Here is a 17,764-nt window from a genome sequence, read left to right as displayed (position 1 = left end):
ACTATATATAGTCAAGTTGCCTAGATTTAATCTAACGTAACTAACAACTAACAACTAACAACTGTACGGGCGAAGCATTTGGAGAACTATTTTTGGCAATGACCGATAATTTATCTTCCAAATGCTTCGCCCCTACTAACAACTGTACGGGCGAAGCATTTGGAGAACTATTTTTGGCAATGACCGATAATTTATCTTCCAAATGCTTCGCCCCTACTAACAACTGTACGGGCGAAGCATTTGGAGAACTATTTTTGGCAATGACCGATAATTTATCTTCCAAATGCTTCGCCCCTACTAACAACTGACTAATAACTAATCCAATCACTCCAACTACCAGCGTAAAGTTTAGCGGTGGGAATTCCAGCTATAGCTAAAGAAAGTAAATTTACACAAGCCGTCACACCAGAACCACAATAAACTAAAATTTCTTTATTTGTATCTATATTTTGCCAGTGTTGAGATTGTTCTGACGGAGGAAGTAGGCAACCAAAAGTATCAGTTATTTCTTGCCAAGGATAATTAACAGCACCGGGAATATGTCCAGCAATTTTATCAATTGGTTCTTTTTCTCCACGATAGCGTTCTCCTTCTCTGGAGTCTACTAAAACTACATCTGGACTATCTTTGTGATTTTTTACATAAGTAAAATCTACAACTTTATCCTCTTGGATTTGGGGAATAAATATGCCTCTTGCAGCAGTAGGAATTATATCTGTAACAGTATAACCTGCTTTTTGCCAACGGTTAAAGCCACCATCTAAAACAGCTACTTGTTCATGTCCTAAATACCGCAATAACCACCATAAACGAGATGCAAAAGCCAAGCGAGAATCATCATAAGCTACTACTAAAGTTTTTTGAGAATTTACCCCAATTGCTGATAATTTTTCGGCTAACTCTGTGGTATTTGGTAAAGGATGCCTGCCACCATGTTCTTGCACAGGACTAGATAAATCTTGATTTAAGTCTAAATAATAAGAGCCTGGGATATGATTAGCTTGATACTGTTTTTTTCCTAATTCGGCATCAGCTAAAGAAAACCGACAATCAACAATCACAACTTGAGAATTATTGAGATTTTCCAACAGCCATTGTGGAGAAACAATAAATTGATTATTCATGGGTAACTGGTAATTGGTAATTGGTAATTGGTAATTGGTGAAAACTATTCTTCTTTCTTCTTTCTTCTTCCTCCTGACTCCTGACTCCTGACTCCTGACTCCTGACTCCTGACTCCTGACTCCTGAACTCCTGACTCCTAAAATGTTTACACCCCAACAAACGCAAGATGGTTCTTTTACCTTTTTTTCCACAGAGTTTAATGAAGCCTTTCATAGTCACTATGGAGCAAAACAAGAGAGTTTCTTGAAGTTTGCTGTTCCGACTCGATTACCAATATTAGCCGAAACGGGATTTGTGCGGCTGCTAGATGTTTGTTATGGTCTAGGATACAATACAGCGGCAGCTTTACAGACAATTTGGCAAGTAAATCCTCGTTGCCGTGTGGAAGTGATTGGCTTAGAACTAAATCCCATTGTCCCCCAGGCGGCAATTAACCATCAGTTATTTAATGGTTGGGACGACAAATATATAAAAATTTTAACTCAAATAGCGTTTGCACATCAAATCCACATAGATTATTTGCAAGCTACTTTACTAATTGGTGATGCTAGAAGCTTAATTGTACAAGTACATGAATCAGGTTTTCAAGCAGATGCAATTTTTCTTGATCCCTTTTCACCTCCGCAATGTCCACAATTATGGACAGTGGAATTTATCCAAAAAGTATCAGAATGCTTGCATCAAAATGGGTTGCTGGCTACTTATTCCTGTGCTGCGGCTGTAAGGACTGCATTGTTAGCTGCGGGTTTGGTTGTCAGTTCTACTCCACCGATAGGAAGACGGACTCCAGGGACTATTGCTGGACATCCCAAACATGGTGAGGAATCAACTATATCCTCTTTACCGCCTCTTTCCCAAGCTGAAGCAGAACATTTACGAACTCGTGCTGCTATTCCTTATCGAGATCCTAGTTTAAGTGATACCGCGGCAATGATACTCAAAAGACGACAAGAGGAAATTCAAGTCTCTACTTTGGAATCAAGTTCACAATGGCGCAAAAGATGGCGAAGATAGGGATTGAAGAGACTCTGCTGGGAATCGGCCTAAATCCTGGAAGTCATCATTGCAGGTGTAACAGAGGTATTTTTGATACTATAAGGGCTGGAAATTGCTACTTCAGTTGCCCATCCTGGCTTGAGATTCTGGAACAAACGATCAGGAGTCATGTCCATAGTAGCACAAAGAGGATCATTATAACCGTTGCCAGGCCCCCATTCCCAAGCATACCAACCAATTTCGTGTTTGTGACATTCTTCTAAGATGGTTTTGTAGTCAATTTCTCCATCTGGACTACATCCACTTTTATTTTCACCAGCATAAGCTCCAAATTTGGAGAATTCGCCGACGATTAGGGGATAACCTAGATTAACTGACTTTTGCAATTGCGATCGCACAAAGTTAGCATCAGCACCATTAGATATACCCCAATAAAGGTGAACTGAAAACAGTAAATTGTTGTCTGGGTCAGTTTTGAGTAAAGTAGATGCAGTAGCATCGAGGATGCCGAGATTTTTACCCCAGTCGGGAGCATCTATTACTAAAGGAGTACGAATTCCTGCGGCTCGCATAGATTGAATAGCTGTTGTATAACCATCAATAAATTGAGCTTCATTCACCTGATCATTTCCTGCTTCATTGGCAATATTAACTAATAGATATTGTTGATATTTCTGGATTAAATTGACAACATTAGGCTGAACCCAGTAATCAACCAATGTCTGAAGACGATTCCATTCTCCTGTCGCATCATGTAACTCAATCATGGGAATAAGTTGATTATTTATGGCATTATTAATCAGTTGATCCAGGACATTAATATCTGTTGTCCTTTGTTGAGTTGTGATAGCCCAAACAATTCTGACTGTATTTGCCCCCGTTTTGCGAATTTCTGGGAAAGAAATACTGCCAGTGGGATCTTCTCCATCCCATACCGACATTTTGTTAACTCCGCGCAGAATGACTTTGTTGCCAAGCTGATCATATAGGTTTCTACCCTGGATATAAAAAGTAGTTTTTTGAGGAGTGTTGCGATTAATTTTTTGACGGTTTTTTTTGAACTTAACCAACTTAGCAACAGCTTCATAAGAAAATAATAAATTAGCAGCGAAACCAACTCCAAACCAAGTTAAAAATTGACGACGATTCATAAATAAATCCTTATTTTTAATTGCAAATATTTTTATCAGTATTGCTCACTTGGGAATTGTTTTTGAGATAATTATCTAACCAGTTACAACCCCGATCAATTAGATGATCAAAATCGAGAGTTTCGGCATTCCAGATTTCCACAAGTCCATCATCACTCACCGAAGCAATTTTTTTGCCATCAGGACTGAAGCTAACATTCAAAAAAGCATAACCATGTCCTTCAATAGTTTTGATTTCCTGACCATTTTCCACATTCCAAAGTCGGATTGTGCCATCAGAACTAGCAGAAACTATAATTTTGCTATCAGGACTAAAGTTAAATTTAGTAACTCCCGCAGTATGACCTTTAAAAGTTTTGATTTCCTGACCTTCTAAACTCCAGAGTTTGATGGTTTTATCCTGACTACTAGAGGCAATGATTTTACCATTGGGACTGAAACGAACATTAGTGATATAACTATTATGTCCTTTGAAAGTTCTCAGGTTTTTTCCTTCTAAATTCCAAAGTTTTATTGTTCCGTCATGATGACCAGAAGCAATCATCATACCATTAGGACTAAAATTAACACTGCGAACCCTACCACCATTTCCTATCAAGGTTCTCATTCTTGATTATTTATATCCCATAGTTTAACCGTACCATCATAACTAGCAGTTGCCAGAATTTTACCGTTAGGACTAAAGTTGACATCAATAACTTGATCTTTGTGTCCTTGAAAGGTTTTAATGTTTTCACCATCAAGACTCCAAATCTTAACCGTTTGATCAAAACCTACAGTAGCAATTGTATTACCATCGGGACTAAAGGTAATGTTCCAAATCCGATTCCAATCAAGATTACTGTTGGGACTAATAGATTTGAGTTTTTGACCATCAATACTCCAAAGTTGAATAGTTTTATCATCTCCTGCTGAAGCAATGATTTTACCATTGGGACTAAAACTAACAGCCCAAAGAGAGTCAGAATGTCCAATTAAAGTTTTGGGTTCTTGATCAAGATTCCAAAGTTTAATTGTATTGTCAGCGCTCGCAGAGGCAATAATTTTATGATCGGGATTAAAACTCACACTAAAAACAGAATTATTATGCCCTTTGAGAGTTTTCAATTCTTTACCTTCAATACTCCACAATTTAACTGTGTTGTCAGCACTACCAGAAATGATCGTCTGACCATCGGAGCTAAAGCTAACACTAGTAACATAATTGTCATGTTTGCCAATAGTTTTGAGTTCTTTTCCATCTAAATTCCAAAGTTTAATAGTAGTGTCTCCTCCCGCAGTAACTATGGTTTTTCCGTCAGGACTAAAACTAACATCAAAAATAGATTGATTACCTGCTTTCCAGGTTTTAATTTTTTCTCCATTTGCACTCCAAATAATTATAAATCCCCCTAAATCAGCCGTAATGATGTTTTTGCTATTAAGACTACAACTAATACTCCAAATAGGAAATTTATGACCTTTGAGAGTTTTAATTCCTTGTCCATCAATACTCCAAAGTTGAATAGTATTGTCTTGACTAGGAGCAGCAAGGATTTTACTATCAGGAATAAAACAAAGACTATTCATGAAATTATCTTGGTTATCTTGTCCTTTTAAAGTGATTAATTTTTCTCCATTTATTTGCCATATTTTGATAGTATTATTTGCACTTATAGCCGCAATTATTTTATTATCTGGACTAAATTTAACATTTCTAAACCTTTGATTATTATCAATAAATCTTCTGATTTCTTTGCCATTGATATTCCATAGTCTAACTGTATTATCTTCACTAGCAGTAGCAATTATTTTTCCATTTGGGCTAAAAGTTACACTTCTGACAGCATCATTATGTCCTTCTAAACGATTTCGTTCTCTGACTTTATAAACTGCTCTTTGTAATGCTAATTTTACAGATTCTTTAGTGTTAGCATCTGTCCAAGTTGCTGATTTTAATTGTCTAGCTGCTTTTATGGCTGCAATCAAAGCATCAAGTTCTCTATTTGAGTTTAATAAAGCATGGGAAGATATACTCAAAGATGTGATTTTTTCTAATTGTATATCCTTAATCATTCTATTTGCCCAAGTTCCAGTAGACATCGCTATAACTATGCTAATTACTAATACTCCTCCTCCTATTTGAATCCGTTTTTTAGCTTTTTGATTAGCTACTAATAAAACATCATTTGCTGTTGCTAAAATCCCAGATGCTTCTGCTTCTATTTGCAATTTTTTCTGAATATCTCGCTTTTCTAATTCCTGACTAGCATCTAAGAATTTACGATCTAAATCACTCAAACCTTTATCTGCTGCCCAATTACGAGCGTCTTGTAAACTTTGACCACGTAATAACCGCGATTCATCTTGAAAATTGGAACTTACCCAAATATTTAAATTTTGAGAGTAAGGTCGAATATTTGCTAATACTTTATCAAGCCATATTTGATTAAATATTTCTGCATAAATACAATTGTAAATCCGCAATTTCCCCTGTTGTTTAACAATTAATCCTGTTAATCTTAATTGAGTTTGTTCAGGACTATCATCGGCAATTATTTCTCCATGGTTTAATATTTGCTGATATAATCCTAATAATCGTCCAGTTTGATTTTCTGAACTTTGTAAAATTCGATCACGGATAGTTTTTAAATGTTCTGGTTCATCTTGTGCTTCCCAATTTTCGATAATTTGAGTTTGGACTAATTTCTCTACATATTCTTTTTCCTGAAACTTTGGAAATGAATTATTAGAAATACAAATTAATTGACAAAGCTTTTGGGTTAAAAATGGTTGTCCTCCAGTCCACTTTAACACCTCTGATAATATTGTTTGTGGTCTAGCAACTATGTCCTCTAAACCTTGCATTAAGGATTCTACTTCATTTAATTGAAATCCATTTAATTCGATAGCTCTACCAATATTAAAAGGGGTGCGATTTTTATCAGCAATTAAATTAGACGGAGTTGCTACTCCTAATAAACAAAAGGTGAGCCGTTGATATTCTGGATTATCTGCCCGTTGATTATAACAAGCACGAATAAAGGCAAAAAAATCATCTTTAAAATTTATTCTTAAAATACTGTCAACTTCATCAATGAAAATAATAATTTTTCCAGGAAATTCTGTTAATAGTACATCATCAATTAATTCACTTAATCGTTGTTTAGGTGGTAAAAATTCCCGTTCTCTCCACCAAGTCCCAAAATTCACTTTTTTAGACAAACCAAAACCCCGCAACAACTCAGAAACCAATCCTCCATACCATTCAGAAGGTGTAACATGACTACCAATTCTAGTTAAATCAACTGATGCACATTTTATTCCTTCTTCTTTAAGCTGTTTCATAGTATGTACGCGCAGACTCGACTTACCCATTTGCCGCGAGTTTAAAACATAACACAAATCTCCGTTTTTTAAGCCTTCATAGAGGTCAGAATCAGCTTGTCTAATCACATAAGTAGGATGCTGATATTCTAGACTGCCTCCGAGTTTGTAGTAGTTGAAATTTGTCATACTATTTAAGTAATTTAGGCATCTTGCCTGCTATTAGTGTATTTTATGGAGATGAAATTTGCTATCAATGAATGAATATAATTTAAAGGGTTTCTCCAGAAAAAACACATATTTTGGGATTTACCTGACTTTTTATGACATTTACTGACTTTACTAAAACTACTCAATTTAACTACTGATTTTTTAGGTATAGACAGCGATTGAATTAAAGGACATAATCTTAGTTAACAAGCAGAAAACACATAAAAATCTTAACTCAACAGAAAAATCATGAAACCTAACTTTATCAGCAAAAGCCTAGTAACATTATTAATTTTTGGAGCAATTTTAACTTCCGGTAGTCCCAGTCAAGCGGCTCAATTAATTATTAGAGCAATTGAATGTAAATCTGTCTCTACTGGTATTAGTCCTGGTGTTCTCAACGCCATTTTTAAACCACTTGCTGCTGTGACTCAAGCACTGATTTCTACAGCCCTCCCAGGCGATTTAAGCGAAGCCAGTAAGCTAATAGCCGCTATTCCTGACGTAGCCCAAGCAATTGATAGTGCTGGTGGCGGAGATCCTGACGATCTTTATTTAAGTTTATCTAATCAACCAAAGCGAGATTTAGCAGTTTGGCCAGCACCAGGAAAAGACTATGATATTAGCAAAGGTCAAGTAGTTCGTCCTAACCTCAAACTTGATTTCTCTAACGTTATTGATGTAAATTTCTGGGAATATGACAGTGGTAGTGGAGATGATTTTTTGGGTCGTTTAACTGTTAATGAATCTGAAGCTGGTGGCGTAAAAACAAAAATTGTTTACAACCCAGATGAAGGAAATATTTATGTAGTTGAATATGAAGTAACTGGTGTAGCAGTAGCACCTCAACCCGCAGCCCAACCCGTCGGACAACAATGGCAAGAAGTTCCCGGTTGTGCTAAAAAAATTGCATCTGGAGGTGGTATAACTTGGGTTTTAGGTTGTGCCAGTGGTGGCAGTGGTGGTTATCAAATCTTTTCCAGAAACGGTTCAAATTGGGAGCTAGTTGAAGGTGCAGCCACAGATATAGCTGTTAATTCTGATGGTACTCCTTGGGTAGTTAATGCTAATGGCACAATATTTCAAAGAAGTGGTAACTCATGGCAACCAGTTCCCGGTTGTGCCAAAAAAATCGCGGCTGGTGGTGGTAAAGTTTGGGTTTTAGGTTGTGCTAGTGGTGGAAATGGTGGTTATCAAATCTTTACTTGGAATGGTTCAGGTTGGGATCTAATTCCTGGTGCGGCTGTAGACTTAGCTGTTGACTCTCGCAACACTGTTTGGGCAGTGAACGCACAGGGAGAGATATATCGCTACGCAAATTCTCGTAGGGGTGGATACTCCATAACAATTGGTAATTCTTGGAAACAAGTTGCCGGTTGTGCCAAAAAAATTGCAATTGGTGGTGATAAAGTGTGGTTATTAGGTTGTGCAAATAATGGCAGTGCTGGTTATGAAATCTTCTCTAGAAATGGTTCAAATTGGGATCTAGTTCCCGGTGCAGCTGTAGAAATTGCTGTTGATGCTACTGGTAATCCTTGGATAGTTAATGCTAATGGAACAATATTCCGCGCCCCATAAAAGTAGGTTGGGTTGACGCAAGGAAACCCAACAATATCAAACTTCAAAGCATAATTCAAATTAATAGGAAATTGGAACAATCATGAAATTTAACCTACTAAAAAGATTCTTGAGTATTTCAACTTTAGGTTTGTCAGTCTGTGGGATTGTGCTAACATCATCATCTTCCGTTTATGCCCAATATAAAAGTTTGTACGGTCAAGTTCAGTCCTTTCGTTCGTATAACTTTCCTGATCGCTATATTCGCCACAGAAATTTATTGGGCTACATAGAGCCAATTAATAACGAACTCGGAAGAAAAGACGCAAGTTTCAAAATTGTTCGGGGATTAGCAAATAGCAAATGCTCTTCATTTGAATCTGTAAACTTTCCAGGTCATTTCTTGAGACACGAAAATTTCCGACTGCTGTTGTCAAGGATGATCAATCAGCAGCTTTTTAGGGAAGATGCTACTTTTTGCATTAAAGGTGGACTCTTTGGTGATGATGCTCGTTGGACATTGGAATCTCTCAATTTTCCTGGACACTACATCCGACACAAGAATTTTGAGTTGTGGGTAGAACGCTCAGATGGTAGCGATTTATTTGCACAGGATGCGTCATTTAGGATTTTCAATCCTCTCTATCGGTAGGGTAATCTTGTTCGTCAATCAAAACTACTTTTTTTCCTAATATCTAATGAATAGAGTTGACTTTCATAAAATATTCACTGCTATAAAATATTGGAGATATTTCATGTCATTAATTAAATTACGTCAAACTCACAACTTACTTACCAAAGGCTTATTAACTAACATTTTTACTGTGGCTGTTAGTTCAATATTGTTCACCAACATTGGTACAACTAATGCCTCACAGGTGGTCACTCAGTGGTATTTTGGCTCATGGGATTGTAATATTGATGGTCGTAATGCCAAAATGCAGTGGCTTGTAGTTGATGACCCGCAAACTCAGTGTGATGGTGATGTCTGTAGGACTACATCAGGTGTTAAGGTTGTAGGACAGTTCAGTGATAATGGTAGTGCATGGGTGTCACTAGCAAAACATTCTGCAAATTCAACATCTCTCTCAATTCGTTATTTAGGTCAAGAACAAGATAACTGGTTTTTAAGATACAATGTTAAATCAGGTCGGGCTATCGGTTGGACTACCTGGAGAGGCAAACGTTATCCTTTATCTTGTGCAAATAGAAGACGTTAGGAAAAAATTTCACGAATACAAATATTGATTTTAATTCTGCAAATGTTCTCGAAAATATTGTTGATATAACTGACAACTTGGTGTTAATTTATCTCCTATTCTCTTTACTAATCCTATGCTGTAAAGTTGATATGCTGAAATTGTTTCTACGCTTACAGGTTTTTGAGCCGTAACTACTTCTAGGAATGCCTGAGTTAGATGAGGATTAATTTTAAAAGTATGCAAAAATCGCCGCAAATATTCTTCGTAAATTCCGGCATTTGTTGGCGCATTTTGCAATAAATTTTCTAAAGTTATATCCCCAAGTGCTAGATGATAAAGTGCCAATCTAATTAAATATGGATGTCCCCCAACTAGAGACATTAATTGCTGTAATTGATTTTGATTATAATCAAGTTGATGATTGTGGGCTAAAACTTTTATTTGTTCTTGCGTAAATTCTGTTAATTCCACTACTAAGCCAACATTAAAGGGGGATTGATTGATATCTAATGACCCATAATTTTCGGTAGAATGGACTACAGCTAATCGTAACTTTTCCCAAATTTCTATGGTTTTTGCTTCTTCATGCCAACTTCGTAACATGGCAAAAAAACCTTGAGAAATTTCGGGATATTGAAATACTTTATCTACTTCATCTAATGCCAAAACTAAATTGTTATTGATATTGTCTAAAATGTGATCTTCAAAATATGTGGTACAATTAATAATGCTACCTCTATATTCATCCCAAGATTCATTTAATAAAGAAGGTAATTTTAATTTGTGACCAACATAAGCACAGAACCAGCGTAAAAATTTATCTAAATCATTAAAAACGGTTGCTTCTGCTTGTAAAAAATTTAATCTTACTGTGTGATAACCTTGCTGATTTGAGTGAGCGATAATTCTATCAAGTAGGGAGGTTTTACCCATTTGATTTGGAGCTTTAATCCGAATTAGAGAACCAGCCTGGAGAATTGTATCATAACAACGTTCTTCTATTAGATTTCGTTGAATATAAAATACAGAATTTAGAGGAACTGAACCTTTTGGGTATTCTGGTAAAAATTCATTTTTGATGGGATTAGAAATATTTTGATGTAATTCTGTTTGTAGAATGTTGTTATTGTTAAGATGCGAACGTTCAACTGCTGCACGAAAATTAGTTTTATTAACTTCTTCTCCTAATGCTTCTGAAAGTAATTTCCACAATTTGAAACCTACATCTTGGCGGAGATATTTGGCTGTATAACCTTCATTATTGGCAATTTCATCATAATTTAGACCTTGCCAAGATCCTTTCAGGATAATTATCTCCACATCTTTCAAGTGTCTGTTAACTTTATTAAAGACAACTGTATCTAAAATTTGTAATGCTTCTTCAACGTTCATATATTTAATTTATGCCGATTGAAGTCAGTATATCGAGTTTGTGCCGAAAAAGAAATATCGAAATTTGGATACATCGCTTACTTGTTAAGGTATTCTCATTAATTGAGACTATCCCGCTAACAGTGGGATGGGTTCTTTTTCATCTAAAATCTCCAGAAGACTCCCACTACAGATGATTAACTGATATGATTTGACCTGGAAGGGAGCAAATCAAAACAGCATTTATCGCAAATTTACTGATATATAACTATGGTTGTTGTAGCAATTCTCGCGGCAGGAAAAGGCACAAGAATGAAATCAAATTTACCTAAAGTTTTACATTCTTTAGGTGGTAAATCTTTAGTCGAACGCGTTATTGAAAGTGCTGAACCCCTTTTACCTTCACGCAGATTAGTAATTGTTGGCTATCAGTCCCAAGAAGTAAAAACGGCTATGAATGCAATTCATGGTGTGGAGTTTGTGGAACAGACTGTACAATTAGGCACAGGTCATGCTATCCAACAATTGCTTCCCCATTTAGAAGGTTACACTGGGGATTTATTGATTTTAAATGGTGATGTTCCTTTATTGCGGACGGAAACCCTAAAAAACCTCTTACAAACTCACCAAGAAAATCAAAATTCTTGTACTATTCTCACCGCACAATTGTCAAATCCTCAAGGTTACGGACGGGTTTTTCGTAACAGTGAATGTATTGTCCAAAAAATAGTTGAGGACAAAGATTGCACTCCTACCCAAAGAGAAAATGACCGCGTGAATGCTGGTATTTACTGTTTCCGTTGGCCAGATTTAGCAAAGTTTTTACCTCAATTAGAAGCAAATAATGCCCAAAAAGAATATTACTTAACTGACGCTGTAACTCAGGTTGGTAAGGTAATGGCTGTAGATGTGGAAGATTACCAAGAAATTTTGGGAATTAATGATAGATTGCAATTAGCAACAGCTAACGATATTTTGCAAAGACGGATTAAGGAAAAATGGTTGTTAGCAGGTGTAACGCTAATAGATCCTACCAGTATTACGATTGATGAAACGGTGGAATTACAACCAGATGTGATTATTGAACCGCAAACTCATTTGCGCGGAAAAACGATAATTCAAGCTGGTAGTCGCATTGGTCCGGGGAGTTTAATTGAAAATAGTGAATTAGGTGAAAATGTCACTGTTCTCTATTCTGTAGTTACAGATAGTATTGTTCAATCTCAAACTCGTATTGGACCCTATGCCCATTTACGTGGTCATGCTAAGGTGGGTGCTAATTGTCGAATTGGTAATTTTGTGGAGTTGAAAAATACCCAATTAGGCGATCGCACTAATGTATCACATCTCTCCTATTTGGGTGATACGACAGCCGGATCTCAGGTCAATGTAGGTGCGGGAACAATTACTGCTAATTATGACGGTGTGAAGAAGCATAGAACAATTATAGGCGATCGCACCAAAACCGGTTCTAATAGTGTTTTAGTTGCACCTATTACTGTGGGAAATGATGTCTACATAGCCGCAGGTTCAACGGTAACGGAGGATGTCCCTGATGATTCTTTGGTAATTGCAAGAAGTCGTCAGGTTGTGAAACCAGGTTGGAAGATGAAAACTGACAGTTAATGTTTTTCTGGGTGCGTTTCTTAACGCACCTTTTTATAGCTATTTTTAGGTAAATAAATCACAGTTTTTGTTTCGCGCAAAGGCGCAAAGGAGCAAAGACGCAAAGGAAGAAATTCATTTTTATGCAGAAATTTGATTAATTCCTATTTTATAAATTACCTGTTCTCGTACTGAGTTTGCAGCAGCTAGAGCTATTTCTTCCCAATCACTAGCTAATAATAAAATAGTTAAAAGTGACTTTAACAAATCCCGATTAGATATAAATTCTTCAACATTATATAATTCATCTTGTTTTAAAATATCTTGCAGTGCTGATAAAGCCGCAGGTTTGGGTAATTGTAGTCTTTGAATTAATCGTTTTTGTGCTACTTCTACTGCTGTTTTTTCTCCTATACCCAAATTCCATTCTTTTAGGAGTAACCGCAGTTCTCGGTTGAGTGATACGCGCAACTGTGTCATTCTTCCAAACATTCCAGGGTTTTGTAATAAAGCGGGAATTGCTAAACCCCAATCTAATCCTGCTATCACGTCGCAGTCGGTTTCATCTTCAATTTGAATTGCTTCTTGAAGGGATGTTGGGTTAAAAAGTAAATCAACAGCTTCAGCTACATTTTGGTTATTATTCATAATAATTTCGCTCATCATTATTGTAGTCGTAACATACCATATTCAAAGTAGGTAAGATTCTCGTATTCTTCATCAATACCAAGATTGAGCATATTTTGGTTTTCATAAAATCGTTCCGCAGTTGGAAGTGAATGCAGTCCAATTCTTCCACCATAACCTAATTCTACACTTCTGAGTCGTGCATATCTCAATAATGCAGTACCTACACCTTTGTATCGTGGTGGACGTTGTATTTCTTTACGATTCCAAGGTGCAGAGGTAATGTACTGGATATATACTAAAAAATTATCTAAATTTTACGAAAGTTATTTACACAACCAAGTAAAGTATGGTAATAATCATATTCCTACTGGATTAAATTTTTATGAACAAAGATTTAGTGTAAAATCCAGTAAACATAATTTTTGACTTAAAGGTATAATTAATGCACCCTTTTGAAAAAATTTTATCAGTATCGAAAGAAAACATTGAACTTGAATTAAAATATATAAACGAAATTAGTTGGGCTGACTTTTGGTTAAATCCAAGACGTTTAAGAGGCAGTGATTTTTTGATGCGTTGGTCTCAAGGTGTTTGGAGTGAAAAACGCTTAACTGATGCTATTAATGAGACTAATCAGTTTTATGCAATTCCTTATGGACCAAGCGGAACAGCCCCTACAGATGACGTAAGGGCATTTGAACTTTACTTTGAAAGATTGGAAGCTGCTGGACTTGGGAAAATAAAACGTCCTGATTTATTGATTTTTAAAATAGAAGAAAAATCCTATGTTGATAATTTCTTAAAAGATATTGGTGGTAGTGAAGAATTACCTTTCATAGTTGAAAATGAACTGCAATCTCTGATTGAAAAATCAATTATAGCAGTTGAATGTGAAAATTCACTTTGGGTTGCGGAAAAAATGCCTGATTATAATAAACAGATGAAACCTCAGAAAAGACTGGGAGGTAAAATGGGATTGTCCAAAAGTGCTGTTTTACCAACAGTAATTATTAAAGAAGAAGACCGGATTCCATTACATAAATGGCAAATAGAAAATAAAATTCCTATCCACATTTGGCACGTTTTTTTTGATAAAGCTTACGGGTTATCTCTTGATCAAGCTGAACACCTTGTAAAAGAAGGTTTAATTGAGCCAACAATTCAGACCTTTCAAGCTCCAGGTGGAGCAACAACTAAAAAAGCCATTTATAAATTTTATTATCATTATGCTTATCCTCTAGGAATTTCAACAGAGCGACCCACTTTAGTACCTAATTATATCGAAGATAAAAATGGACATATTTTGCCTTATGTAAAATTTGTAGGAGGCTCACTTCAGATTAACGAAGATGCTTTAAAAATTCTCAATAACCTTTAATAAATTATGATTCACCAAAAACTACCTAATAACTGGCAAGAAAGAGAAAAATTACGTGATAAAGGTCAATTCTGGACACCAGAATGGGTGACAAAAGCAATGGTTTCGTATATAGCAAAAGACACAAATTTGGTGTTTGATCCTGCTACTGGAAAAGGAGCTTTTTTAAATGCTTTATTACAAATAAATCCCTCTATTAATTATTATGGGATTGATATAGATGAATATATTTTAGAAGATGAAATTTATCAAAAAAATAGTTGCTTTGTAGAATTACGTGATTTTATCAAAAACCCTCCACAGAAAAAGTTTAACGCAATTATAGCTAATCCACCTTACATCAGACATCACCGAATTGATGAAAAGATGAAACAATTTCTAAAAGAGCTTTTTATAAAAATTACAGGTTTTACAATTGATGGTAGAGCAGGTTATCATATTTACTTTTTTGTGCAGGCGTTAAATTTACTTGATAAAAACGGAAGATTAGCTTTTATAATGCCTGCTGATACTTGTGAAGGGATTTTTGCTCAAAAACTGTGGCAATGGATTACTAAAAATTATTGTCTTGAATGCGTTGCTACATTTCATGAAAATGCGACACCTTTCCCAAAGGTTGATACCAATGCAATTATTTTTTTTATCAAGAAATCTGAACCTGTCCAGATAATTAAATGGATCAAGGCAAATGAAGCCAATGAGGAACTTTTTAATTTTGTTAAATCGGATTTTAAAGATACAAATCATATAACTCTGGAAATTAATAATCGAGATTTAAAAGAAGCATTAGCCACAGGTTTATCAAGACCTGAACAAAATAATTGTGATTTTAAATATCATCTTAATGATTTTGCAAAAGTGATCCGTGGTATTGCCACAGGAGCGAATGATTTCTTTTTTTTAACAACACAGCAGGTACAAGAACTGGCAATTCCTAAAGAATTTCTTAAACTCGCAATTGGACGGACAAAAGATGTAACAGGAGATAAATTAACTATTGAAGATATCAAAAAATTAGAAGAAAATAATCGTCCCACAATTTTACTTTCAATAAATAGTAATGATAATATCCCTGAATCAGTTGCTAACTATCTTCAAGAAGGTGAAAAATTAGGTCTGCCTGACCGTCCCCTGATTAAACAACGTAAATTGTGGTATAAGATGGAACATAGAGAAGTGCCACCCATATTATTTGCTTATCTTGGTAGACGCAATTCTAGGTTCATTAAAAATGAGGCTGGTGTTGTTCCATTAACAAGTTTTTTGTGTATTTATCCTATTTATGATGATGAACTATATATCGCTAATCTTTGTGAGGCTTTAAATGATCCTGAGACAATTCAAAATCTCAGACTTGTAGGCAAAAGCTATGGTTCTGGAGCAATTAAAGTTGAGCCTCGTAATCTTGATAAAGTTCCCATTCCAGAACATATTGTAGATAAATATAATTTAACCCGACAAAAATATAAAATTAAAAGTCAGCAACTTGAACTATTTTAATAATTGAAATCTAACTTCATACGCATAAAAAAATCAAACCACATTAATGTGGTTTGAAAAAATCAAAAACTATTTACATTTTCTATGCTGTGACTTCTTCCTTCACTTCCTGCTGTAAAGCTGAAACCAGTCTATTCAGTGCATTTACGTAAGCCTGAGCCGATGCCACAATAATGTCTGTATTGGCTGCATGACCTGAAAATACACGGGATTCATGGCGCAAGCGAATTGTCACTTCTCCTAAAGCATCAATTCCCCCGGTGACAGATTGCACAGAAAACTCAATCAATTCATTCGGTACATTCACCACCCGATTGATGGCTTTGTACACCGCATCTACTGGACCTGTACCAATGGCTGCATCAGTTAATTCTTCTCCGTCGGGAGTGCGAAGAGTTACAGTAGCAGTAGGTTGAGCGTTACTACCACAGGAAACCTGTACCAACTCTACCTTAAATAAATCTGGCGCTTGTTGGATTTCGTCGTTAACAATAGCTTCCAAGTCCCAATCAGAGATTTCTTTCTTTTTGTCCGCTACTTCTTTAAATCTAACAAAGGCTTTATTTAGGTCATTTTCTGATAGTTCAAAGCCCAATTCTTTCAAGCGGGTACGAAAAGCATTTCTGCCAGAATGTTTACCCAATACTATTTGATTGTCCGATAAACCAATCAATTGGGCATCCATGATCTCATAAGTGAGTTTGTTTTTCAATACTCCATCTTGGTGAATTCCAGATTCATGAGCAAAGGCATTTGCACCGACAATGGCTTTATTTGGTTGCACCAACATTCCCGTTAAATTGGAAACCAAACGGGAGGTTTTATAGATTTGTTTGGTGTCAATATTCGTGAGTGATGCTTCCGAATTTTCAGCGCGTCCCAAGAAGGGATTAAAATATTGTCTGCGGACGTGCAAAGCCATGACTAATTCTTCTAAAGCTGCATTTCCGGCTCTTTCCCCAATGCCATTAATGGTACATTCTAATTGCCGAGCGCCGTTTTTCACAGCTTCCAAAAAGTTAGCAACTGCTAAACCTAAATCATTATGGCCGTGAACGGAAATAATGGCTTTGTCAATGTTGGGGACATTTTCGGTAATGCCTTTAATGATGCCCCCAAATTCGCTGGGTGTGGTATATCCTACGGTATCAGGAATATTAACAGTTGTTGCTCCAGCAGCGATCGCTCTTTCCAAAACTTCATACAAAAATTCTGGATCAGATCGTCCGGCATCTTCAGGAGAAAATTCGACATCATCGGTGAAGGTTTTGGCATAGGCTACCATTTCTTCCGCAATGGCAACTACTTCCGGTCTGGTCTTTTTTAACTTATATTGCAGGTGGATATCAGAAGTAGCAATAAAAGTATGAATTCTGCCTTTAGCAGCAGGTTTGATAGCCTCCGCTGCGGCTTTAATATCATCATGTCTGGCTCTGGCCAAACTACAAATTACCGGACCATTTTCCGTTCCCACAGTTTGGGCAATTTTGCTAACTGCTTCAAAATCTCCAGGACTAGCAAAAGCAAAACCAGCCTCAATAATATCTACTCCTAAACGTGCTAGTTGTTTGGCAATAATTAGCTTTTCGTCTATATTGAGAGTTGCTCCTGGACACTGTTCTCCATCACGCAATGTGGTGTCAAAGATGATAATTCTATCGGCTTGTTTGCTCATTAGCTTAACCTCTTTTAATTTTGAGAGTGGACCCAATAAAAGAACATAAGGGAATTAG

At 36.2% G+C, this 17,764-nt stretch carries 15 protein-coding genes and 1 pseudogene; 7 read left to right on the top strand and 9 right to left on the bottom strand.

What is annotated here, in order from left to right; genetic code table 11:
* Positions 1-40: 40 nt before the first annotated feature.
* Both ANA_RS08755 and ANA_RS08750 read right to left on the bottom strand, forming a co-directional pair.
* Positions 41-328, bottom strand: a complete 288-nt coding sequence (locus ANA_RS08755) for a hypothetical protein (RefSeq protein ID WP_015079712.1) — start codon at positions 326-328, stop codon at positions 41-43.
* Positions 309-1,124 (bottom strand): sulfurtransferase, encoded by an 816-nt coding sequence (locus ANA_RS08750; RefSeq protein WP_015079711.1) that lies wholly within the window; start codon positions 1,122-1,124, stop codon positions 309-311. Before ANA_RS08750 ends, ANA_RS08755 begins: the two co-directional genes overlap by 20 nt.
* Positions 1,125-1,266: 142 nt before the next feature.
* Between ANA_RS08750 and ANA_RS08745 the strand changes: the two genes are divergently transcribed.
* Positions 1,267-2,139, top strand: a complete 873-nt coding sequence (locus tag ANA_RS08745; RefSeq protein ID WP_015079710.1) for a tRNA (5-methylaminomethyl-2-thiouridine)(34)-methyltransferase MnmD — start codon at positions 1,267-1,269, stop codon at positions 2,137-2,139.
* A 29-nt stretch (positions 2,140-2,168) separates the two neighbouring features.
* Here ANA_RS08745 and ANA_RS08740 read toward each other — a convergent pair whose 3' ends face one another.
* The 3 genes from ANA_RS08740 to ANA_RS08735 are packed head-to-tail and all read right to left on the bottom strand — an operon-like array spanning position 2,169 to position 6,767.
* Positions 2,169-3,272 (bottom strand): cellulase family glycosylhydrolase, encoded by a 1,104-nt coding sequence (locus ANA_RS08740; protein WP_015079709.1) that lies wholly within the window; start codon positions 3,270-3,272, stop codon positions 2,169-2,171.
* A 16-nt stretch (positions 3,273-3,288) separates the two neighbouring features.
* Positions 3,289-3,879, bottom strand: a complete 591-nt coding sequence (locus tag ANA_RS27500) for a WD40 repeat domain-containing protein (RefSeq protein WP_015079708.1) — start codon at positions 3,877-3,879, stop codon at positions 3,289-3,291.
* Complete coding sequence (locus tag ANA_RS08735) at positions 3,876-6,767, bottom strand: AAA-like domain-containing protein (protein WP_015079707.1); 2,892 nt, start codon at positions 6,765-6,767, stop codon at positions 3,876-3,878. Before ANA_RS08735 ends, ANA_RS27500 begins: the two co-directional genes overlap by 4 nt.
* Before the next feature lie 270 nt (positions 6,768-7,037).
* On the opposite strand from ANA_RS08735, the gene ANA_RS08730 reads away from it, so the two are divergent.
* The 3 genes from ANA_RS08730 (at position 7,038) to ANA_RS08720 (ending at position 9,565) form a co-directional block, all read left to right on the top strand.
* Complete coding sequence (locus ANA_RS08730; RefSeq protein ID WP_015079706.1) at positions 7,038-8,366, top strand: tectonin domain-containing protein; 1,329 nt, start codon at positions 7,038-7,040, stop codon at positions 8,364-8,366.
* Between the two features lie 82 nt (positions 8,367-8,448).
* The gene (locus tag ANA_RS08725; RefSeq protein ID WP_015079705.1) at positions 8,449-8,997 is read left to right on the top strand and encodes an AbfB domain-containing protein; all 549 of its coding nucleotides are present in this window, start codon (positions 8,449-8,451) and stop codon (positions 8,995-8,997) included.
* A gap of 103 nt (positions 8,998-9,100) precedes the next feature.
* On the top strand, positions 9,101-9,565 hold the full coding sequence (locus ANA_RS08720) for a DUF6006 family protein (protein ID WP_015079704.1): 465 nt from the start codon (positions 9,101-9,103) through the stop codon (positions 9,563-9,565).
* A 30-nt stretch (positions 9,566-9,595) separates the two neighbouring features.
* Here ANA_RS08720 and ANA_RS08715 read toward each other — a convergent pair whose 3' ends face one another.
* The gene (locus ANA_RS08715; protein ID WP_015079703.1) at positions 9,596-10,939 is read right to left on the bottom strand and encodes an AAA-like domain-containing protein; all 1,344 of its coding nucleotides are present in this window, start codon (positions 10,937-10,939) and stop codon (positions 9,596-9,598) included.
* A 249-nt stretch (positions 10,940-11,188) separates the two neighbouring features.
* Here ANA_RS08715 and glmU point away from each other — a divergent pair, with 249 nt between their 5' ends.
* Complete coding sequence (gene glmU, locus ANA_RS08710) at positions 11,189-12,544, top strand: bifunctional UDP-N-acetylglucosamine diphosphorylase/glucosamine-1-phosphate N-acetyltransferase GlmU (protein WP_015079702.1); 1,356 nt, start codon at positions 11,189-11,191, stop codon at positions 12,542-12,544.
* A 120-nt stretch (positions 12,545-12,664) separates the two neighbouring features.
* Here the strand turns inward: glmU and ANA_RS08705 are convergent, their stop codons facing one another.
* The gene (locus ANA_RS08705) at positions 12,665-13,171 is read right to left on the bottom strand and encodes a hypothetical protein (protein ID WP_015079701.1); all 507 of its coding nucleotides are present in this window, start codon (positions 13,169-13,171) and stop codon (positions 12,665-12,667) included.
* Positions 13,172-13,188: 17 nt separating this feature from the next.
* Positions 13,189-13,452: pseudogene (locus tag ANA_RS24370) on the bottom strand (GNAT family N-acetyltransferase); the annotation flags it as partial.
* A 143-nt stretch (positions 13,453-13,595) separates the two neighbouring features.
* Here ANA_RS24370 and ANA_RS08700 point away from each other — a divergent pair.
* Together ANA_RS08700 and ANA_RS08695 are read left to right on the top strand one after the other, a co-directional pair.
* Positions 13,596-14,531, top strand: coding sequence for an AccI family restriction endonuclease (locus tag ANA_RS08700; RefSeq protein ID WP_015079698.1), 936 nt, complete (start codon positions 13,596-13,598; stop codon positions 14,529-14,531).
* Between the two features lie 6 nt (positions 14,532-14,537).
* Positions 14,538-16,031, top strand: a complete 1,494-nt coding sequence (locus tag ANA_RS08695) for an Eco57I restriction-modification methylase domain-containing protein (RefSeq protein WP_015079697.1) — start codon at positions 14,538-14,540, stop codon at positions 16,029-16,031.
* Between the two features lie 82 nt (positions 16,032-16,113).
* Here the strand turns inward: ANA_RS08695 and ANA_RS08690 are convergent, their stop codons facing one another.
* Positions 16,114-17,706 (bottom strand): 2-isopropylmalate synthase, encoded by a 1,593-nt coding sequence (locus ANA_RS08690; protein WP_015079696.1) that lies wholly within the window; start codon positions 17,704-17,706, stop codon positions 16,114-16,116.
* Positions 17,707-17,764: the final 58 nt, after the last annotated feature.

Source organism: Anabaena sp. 90 (genome assembly GCF_000312705.1).
GTDB lineage: Bacteria > Cyanobacteriota > Cyanobacteriia > Cyanobacteriales > Nostocaceae > Dolichospermum > Dolichospermum lemmermannii.
Note: the sequence above shows the minus strand (reverse complement) of the source record. Positions and strands in the feature narration are given on the sequence as shown.